The following is an 855-nucleotide window of genomic DNA, read 5'->3' as shown; positions in this document are numbered from 1 at the left end:
TTGTAGGGGTCGAGCTCCGGCAGGGCGCCGGCCAGTACCGGCTCCACAACCCGACGCACCCGCGGCTCCACGAGCTTGGACGCCAACGAGTCCAGATGCGTGGCGCGAGCCAGAATCAACCGTTCCTTCGCCTGCTCCACATGGTCCACAGTGATCGGCTCGGTGGGCGGGACCGCGAGTTCCTCGACGATCTCGTTGGCCAACGCGTTGACCAACCACGGCTGCCCCGCGGTCAGCTCCACCGCCCGCGCCACCGCCGCCGGGGTGAAAACCTGCCCGGTCTCCGCCGTGTGCTGGCCGTACAACTCAGCCACCTCGGCCGCGGTGAAATCCCCCAACCGCAGCGACTTGAGCTTGATGTTAAACGGGCTGGCGGTACCGAGCCGATTCGGGTCGCCACCACTGGCGGCTTTGTAATCGCGGACGTCGCGCAGCCCACACAACGCCACCGAAGCGGGAAACCCATCCGGTCGCTCGTTGAACCCGGCCCGCAACTGGCGCAGCACGCTGATCAGACTCGCACCGCGCAACGCGTCGATCTCATCGAAAAACAGCACCAACGGCCGCGGGCAGACCCGCGCCCACCCCGCGAGCGCCGCCTTCAGCAGGTTCGCCTCGGCCACCTCCGGCCACGGCGGCGGTCCGAGCTCCAGCGGCAGCCCGATCTCGGCACCGCTTCGGATCTCCTCGAGGACGCCGCGCTGCGCCGCGCCGTAGTCGTCGCCGGCAGCCTCGCCAACCTCACACGAAAAATGCAACGCCGCGTACACGCCGCCAGCGGTCAACGCGTCCGCAAGAGCCCGCAACGCAGTCGTCTTCCCCGTCTGCCGAGGAGCGTGGACCACAAAATACCCC

At 68.4% G+C, this 855-nt stretch carries 1 pseudogene; it reads right to left on the bottom strand.

Annotation, left to right across the window (positions count from 1 at the left end):
* Nucleotides 1-855: pseudogene (locus U9977_RS26750) on the bottom strand (ATP-binding protein); the annotation flags it as partial.

The sequence above is a fragment of the Protofrankia sp. Cas8 genome (assembly GCF_963555845.1).
GTDB lineage: Bacteria > Actinomycetota > Actinomycetes > Frankiales > Frankiaceae > Protofrankia.
The sequence above is the reverse complement of the archived record's forward strand: the minus strand, read 5'-3'. Positions and strand labels throughout refer to the sequence as shown.